At 67.3% G+C, this 6,217-nt stretch carries 5 protein-coding genes; all 5 read right to left on the bottom strand.

Translation table 11 applies throughout. The annotated features are described in order from the left end of the window. Positions 1-727 precede the first annotated feature (727 nt). Positions 728-1,129, bottom strand: coding sequence for a cytochrome c oxidase subunit 4 (locus FM125_RS07060; protein WP_087134108.1), 402 nt, complete (start codon positions 1,127-1,129; stop codon positions 728-730). Then, positions 1,126-2,838, bottom strand: coding sequence for an aa3-type cytochrome oxidase subunit I (ctaD, locus tag FM125_RS07055; RefSeq protein ID WP_087134107.1), 1,713 nt, complete (start codon positions 2,836-2,838; stop codon positions 1,126-1,128). The genes FM125_RS07060 and ctaD overlap by 4 nt, the downstream gene beginning before the upstream one ends. Next, the gene (ctaC, locus tag FM125_RS07050; RefSeq protein ID WP_245829871.1) at positions 2,838-3,746 is read right to left on the bottom strand and encodes an aa3-type cytochrome oxidase subunit II; all 909 of its coding nucleotides are present in this window, start codon (positions 3,744-3,746) and stop codon (positions 2,838-2,840) included. The genes ctaD and ctaC overlap by 1 nt, the downstream gene beginning before the upstream one ends. A 355-nt stretch (positions 3,747-4,101) precedes the next feature. Then, positions 4,102-4,494, bottom strand: coding sequence for a HesB/IscA family protein (locus FM125_RS07045; protein ID WP_067190617.1), 393 nt, complete (start codon positions 4,492-4,494; stop codon positions 4,102-4,104). 167 nt (positions 4,495-4,661) lie between these two features. Further along, complete coding sequence (locus tag FM125_RS07040; RefSeq protein ID WP_087134106.1) at positions 4,662-6,068, bottom strand: dipeptidase; 1,407 nt, start codon at positions 6,066-6,068, stop codon at positions 4,662-4,664. Positions 6,069-6,217 lie beyond the last annotated feature (149 nt).

Genomic DNA, 6,217 nt, shown 5'->3' with positions numbered 1-6,217 from the left:
CCGGATCAACCCCTACCTGTGACCACCCCGCTTACACAGACAAGTTGACACGCCCGGAGAGAACGCTCTCCTCCACCGTTCTCGTGGCCACACCCACGTTTCCGCTAACGAAATGGGAAGTGCTCGCCTCGGAACCTTGCGAGACGCGCCCACGGCACACCGTGTCGGCGCACAACCGCCTGAGCGTTGTCAGCCCCGGCCCAGCCGCTCAGCCACTGCCCTTCACAATGGATCAGCCCAGCTGCCGGATCAGGATTTCATGCTCCACCGCGACGTCTCCCTGTTGGTCCCCATGCGAGCAGGCTGGGCTGTCGGTGTTGCTCTTCCAAGAACAGCCAGTACACCACCACGACGTGGCTGAGCTCTGTGCCGTGCGCGTCGAAACCGCCTCCGACGTCGCTAGCGAAAACGTCGACGTCGCCGCTCCCAGCGCGCCTCCGATTTCACTAGCGAAAACGCACCCCCGCGACCGAGACCGATGCCCGCGCCTGTCCATGCCCGCGCCTATCCTTGCCGGCCCCACATCCGTGCCGGCCCCACATCCGTGCCGGCCCCAGATCCGTGGCCGGCCCCAGATCCGTGGCCGGCCCCAGATCCGTGGCCGGCCCCAGATCCGTGCCCGCGCCTGTTCCCGTACCCACGCATCCACTCACACACAAGACAGAGGCGGGCCGCACCCCCGAAGGGATGCGGCCCGCCTCTGTCTCAGCGGCTCAGGGCTGTGAGGTCAGTGCGCGTACTTGCCGCGCGAGAACTCGTAGACCCAGCCGGCGGTGCCGAAGGCAGCCAGTGCGGCGCCGGCGATGAAGATCCACCAGTCGATGGCCAGGCCGAGGGCAACGAGTGCGCAGGCGGTCGCCAGGGGAAGCGGCCACCAGGACCACGGGGCGAAGGTGCCGTAGGTGCCGAAGTAGGAGACGATCTCTCCGTCCTCGTCATCGGCAGGGCCCTGCTTGAAGCGCTTGTCCGTCGCCTGGACATACCACGCGATCATGAGGGACATGGCACCCAGGGCGTAGATCGCGGGGATCCCGGCCCATTCGGTCCACTTCACCCAGAACCCGTAGACGGTTCCCACGATCACGAAGAACGTGCCGATGGTCCAGAAGATGCTTGCGGTCGCCTTCACTTGGCCGTCACCTTCTCTCCGAAAGCCTCAGTGGTGTGCTGCGGGGAGAACGGCGAGAGCTCCGGGTGGTGGAGGTCAAGCGCCGGACGCTCCGAGCGAATACGCGGCAGCGAGTGGAAGTTGTGGCGCGGCGGCGGGCAGGAGGTCGCCCACTCGAGGGAGCCGCCGAAGCCCCACGGATCGTCCACGGTCACCTTCTTGCCGTGGCGCGCGGTGACGTACACGTTCCAGAAGAACGGGATCAGCGACGCGCCGAGGATGAAGGAGAACACGGTGGAGAACGCGTTCATGGCGGCGAAGCCGTCCTCCAGCATGTAGTCCGCGTAGCGGCGCGGCATACCGATGACGCCCAGCCAGTGCTGCACCAGGAAGGTGCCGTGGAAGCCCACGAACAGCATCCAGAACTGGATCTTGCCGAGACGCTCGTTCAGCATCTTGCCGGTGAACTTGGGCCACCAGAAGAAGAAACCGGCGAACATCGCGAACACCACGGTGCCGAAGATCACGTAGTGGAAGTGCGCCACCACGAAGTAGGTGTCAGACACCTGGAAGTCCAGCGGCGGGGAGGCCAGGATGATGCCGGTCAGACCGCCGAACAGGAAGGTCACCATGAAGCCCAGGGTCCACAGCATGGGGTTCTCGAAGGTGATCGAGCCGCGCCACATGGTGCCGATCCAGTTCACGAACTTCACGCCGGTCGGAACCGCGATGAGCATGGTCATCAGGGAGAAGAACGGCAGGAGCACGGAGCCGGTGACGTACATGTGGTGCGCCCACACGGTCACGGACAGCGCCGCGATCGCGGTGGTCGCGAACACCAGGGTCTTGTAGCCGAAGATCGGCTTGCGGGAGAACACCGGGATGATCTCGGAGACGATGCCGAAGAACGGCAACGCGATCACATACACCTCGGGGTGGCCGAAGAACCAGAAGAGGTGCTGCCAGAGGATGGCACCGCCGTTCTCCGGGTCGAAGATGTGTCCGCCGAAGCGACGGTCCATGCCCAGCGCGAACAGCGCGGACGCCAGCGGCGGGAAGGCCATCAGGATCAGGATGCCGGTGATCAGCGTGTTCCAGGTGAAGATCGGCATGCGCCACATCGTCATGCCCGGTGCACGCATGCACAGGATGGTGGTGATGAAGTTGACGCCGCCCAGGATGGTGCCGAAGCCCTGCAGGGCAAGGCCGAAGACCCAGAGGTCTCCGCCGACTCCCGGCGAGTAGGTGGTGTTGGACAGCGGCGCGTAGGCGAACCAGCCGAAGGAGGCCGAGCCCTGCGGGGTGAGGAAGCCGGCGCAGGCGATCAGCGAGCCGAACAGGAAGAACCAGAACGCCAGGGCGTTCAGGCGCGGGAACGACACATCCGGGGCGCCGATCTGCAGCGGGACGAGGACGTTCGCGAACCCGACGAACAGCGGGGTCGCAAACATCAGAAGCATGATCGTTCCGTGCATGGTGAACAGCTGGTTGTACTGCTCCTTGGTCTGCAGGATCTGCATGCCCGGCTCGAAGAGCTCGGCACGGATCAGCAGGGCCATCACGCCGCCGACACAGAAGAACGCGAAGGAGACGATCAGGTACATGTACCCGAGCACCTTGTGGTCCGTGGTCGTCAACCAGCTGACAGCGATCTTTCCGAGGGAGCGGGGCACGACGCGCGGCGCCGCCGTGCGCGTGGTCTCCTCCGTCGTGTACTCATACGTGGTCATCAGTGGCTACCTCCACCGCGCGGAGTCTGGAGGTCGTTCTCCATCTCACGCGCACCGTCGGGGTTCTCATTGGGGTTGCGGTTGAACTCGTCCCCGACCAGGCCCGGCTCCATCTCGTCAAGCTTCTGCTTGAACTCCTCCTCGGAGACGACCTCCACGTTGAAGAGCATCTCGGAGTGGTACTCGCCGCAGAGCTCGGCGCACTTGCCGTCGAAGCGGCCCTCCTCCTGCGGGGTCAGGTAGAGGTGGTTGGTCTTGCCGGGAAGCATGTCGCGCTTCTGCAGGAACTGGGGAATCCAGAAGGAGTGGGCGACGTCACGGGACTTGAGCTCGAAGTGCACGGGCACGTCGACCGGCAGGTACAGGGTCGGCAGGGTGTCCTGCACACCGGCCTTGCCGTCGGTGTCCAGCTGGGCCTGCACGCCCATGTAGTGCGCTTCCTGGCCCTCGTACTCGTAGTTGAAGTCCCAGGCCCACTGCTTGCCGTACACGGTGACGGTCAGCGGGGAGTCGTCCACGGGGGTGTCGACCTCGGTCTGCACACGATCGGTGAAGCCCCACAGGCCGAAGACCAGAACCAGCGGAATGACCGTGAACATGGTCTCCAGCGGCATGTGGTACGCCGTCTGCTTCGGGAAGCCCTGGTCGTTCTTGCGGCGGCGGTAGGCCACCATGCACCAGATCATGGCGGCCCAGGCGACCAGCCCGATGACCAGTGCGGCGATCCAGGAGTTGACCCAGAGGTTCGTCAGCACCTCATTGTGGTTGGTCGTCTCGTTCGTGCCGGGATACCAACCACGCTTGACCTCTTCCGAGCAGCCGGTCAACGCCAGTGTGGCGGCCGCTCCCAGGGCGCCCGCCTTCAGCATGCGTCGACTCCGACGTCCGGCGTCATTCTGTGCTCTCACAGACGGCCTTCCTCTTCATCTCGTGTGCGATGGGCCTCCCTCTCCACCGCCGGGAACCGCAGAGAACTGCGGATCTCCCTCACAGCGGGCAGGGGTGCCCGGGTGATTCCCCTCCACTCTAATCGTTTCCGGCGAATCCTGCTGACCATGACACCGTCCTGATCTGCGTGTCTCCGCCTCTGGACGCACGTGCGGACCCGGCTCGAGACCGCGTGGTCCGCGCGCCGGACAGGCTCCGGACACGCCACGGGCCGGCCCCCGTCGGGGTGCCGGCCCGGAAGCGGGCGGCAAGCGGCCGTCGTCGTTGCCCGCCCCTTCCCGCAGGAAGGTCAGCGGCGGCGCGGCCCTTGGCCGATCAGTGGAACGAGTCGCCGCAGGCGCAGGAGCCGGAGGCGGTGGGGTTGTCGATGGTGAATCCCTGCTTCGAGATGGTGTCCTCGAAGTCGATCGTGGCGCCCATCAGGTACGGCACGGACATCTTGTCCACGATGACCTCGATGCCGTCGAAGTCCCGGACGGTGTCGCCGTCGAGGACGCGCTCGTCGAAGTAGAGCTGGTAGATCAGGCCGGAGCAGCCGCCGGGCTGCACCGCGATGCGCAGGCGCAGGTCGGTACGGCCCTCCTGCTCGAGCAGAGCGCGGACCTTCGCCACCGCGACGTCGGTGAGCTCGACCTCGTGCGGGGGCAGGCCGTCGGCCGGCTGGGTGGCGCCGATCTCGACGCCGGTCTCTTCAGCGGACAGTGCCATGGGTGGCCTCCTCGTGTGGGGGACGTGGTCTGACGGGACTGTGGTCGGGTCCTCTTCCAGGGCGAACACTACCGGCCGTCGGTTGATTCCCGACGACGACACCTCGCCCTCCGCGCACCGCCTCACGCGGTCCGTGCGACCGCACGGGAAGGCGTGCGCGGGGGTGCTCAGGCGCCCAGGCGGGCGAGCCAGAGGGCCTCGGCGACGATGGCGTTGCGGAAGTCGCCCAGGTGGAGCGACTCGTTGGCGGAGTGGGCGCGGGAGTCCGGGTCCTCCACGCCGGTGATGAGGATGGTCGCCTCCGGGAAGACCTCCTTGAGGTCCGCGGTGAACGGGATGGAGCCGCCCAGGCCGGTGGCCTTCGGCTCCACGCCCCACGCCTGGTGGAAGGACTCCATCATGGCGGCGGCCATCGGGTCCGAGGTGTCCGTGGAGAACGGCTGGCCGAAGTGGCCCTTCTCGAAGGTGATCTCGGCGCCGAACACGGCCTCGGCCTGTTCGGAGAGGTGCTTCACCACGGCCTCGTAGGCCTGCTCCGGGTCCACGCCGGGGCCGACGCGCAGCGACCACTTGGCGCGGGCCTGCGGCTGGATCGTGTTGGAGGAGGTGTCCACGCTCGGCACGTCGATCCCGATGATGGACAGGGCCGGGCCGTTCCAGAGCCGGTCGGCGAGCGAGCCGGAGCCGGCCAGCCGCACACCGTCCAGCACGCCGGCGTCGTTGCGGTAGGTCTGCTCGGGATAGTCCACGTCCGCGTGGACCTGCGCCGCCACGCCCGGGACGGCGACGTTGCCCTGCTCGTCATGCAGGGTGGCGATCAGGCGGCAGAGCAGCGTGACGGCGTCCAGGACGGGGCCGCCGAACATGCCGGAGTGCACGGCGTGGTCCAGCACGCGGACGGTGACGGTGCCGTCGGCGACGCCGCGCAGCGAGGTGGTCAGGGCGGGCTCGCCCACGGCCCAGTTGGCGGAGTCGGCCACCACGATCGCATCGGCCTGAAGGTCCGCCTTCTGGTTCTCCAGGAAGGTGCGGAACGTCGGGGAGCCGGCCTCCTCCTCCCCCTCGAAGAACACGCGCACGCCCACACCGATCTCAGGGGCGGCGGCCTGCAGGGCCCTCAGCGCGGCCAGGTGAAGCATGATGCCCGCCTTGTCGTCCGCCGCTCCGCGGCCGTAGAGGCGGTCGCCCTCGCGGGTGGCCTCGAACGGCGGCGTGTTCCACAGGGACTCGTCGCCCGTGGGCTGCACGTCGTGGTGGGCGTAGAGCAGCACGGTGGGCTTGCCCTCGGCACCGGGGCGGTGGCCGAGGACGGCGGGGCCACCGGGCTGGCCGTCCTCACGGTCCTCGGTGACGATGCGCACGTTCTCCAGGCCCAGCTCGCTGACGAGCTCGGCGACCTTCTGGGCCGACTGCTCCAGCAGCGAGCGGTCGAAGGAGTCCCAGGCGATGCCGCCGATGGACACGAGGTCGGACAGAGTGGTGACGGTCTCGTCGAACTGGGCGTCGACGGCGGCGGTGATCTTCTCGACGAGCGCGGGATCGAGCTCGGAGGCGGCCGGAATCTGAGCGGTCATGGGGCTCACACTATCGAAACGGGGCCGCCGGGCCGGTGCACCCGCCGCCGCTGCCGCGTGCCCCTGCGCGGCCCGTGCGCACCGCGCGCCTAGATGTACTCGGCCATGACGTTGGTGACAGATAGACGTTGACGATGAAAAGAACCTCC

The sequence above is a fragment of the Micrococcus lylae genome, from assembly GCF_900163825.1.
Taxonomy (GTDB): Bacteria; Actinomycetota; Actinomycetes; order Actinomycetales; family Micrococcaceae; genus Micrococcus; species Micrococcus lylae.
The sequence above is the reverse complement of the archived record's forward strand: the minus strand, read 5'-3'. Positions and strand labels throughout refer to the sequence as shown.

Bases quoted from the DNA above. Each gene is read 5' to 3' on its own strand.
- FM125_RS07045 (WP_067190617.1), bottom strand. From the start codon at position 4,494: ATGGCACTGTCCGCTGAAGAGACCGGCGTCGAGATCGGCGCCACCCAG.
- FM125_RS07040 (WP_087134106.1), bottom strand. From the start codon at position 6,068: ATGACCGCTCAGATTCCGGCCGCCTCCGAGCTCGATCCCGCGCTCGTC.
- ctaD (WP_087134107.1), bottom strand. From the start codon at position 2,838: ATGACCACGTATGAGTACACGACGGAGGAGACCACGCGCACGGCGGCG.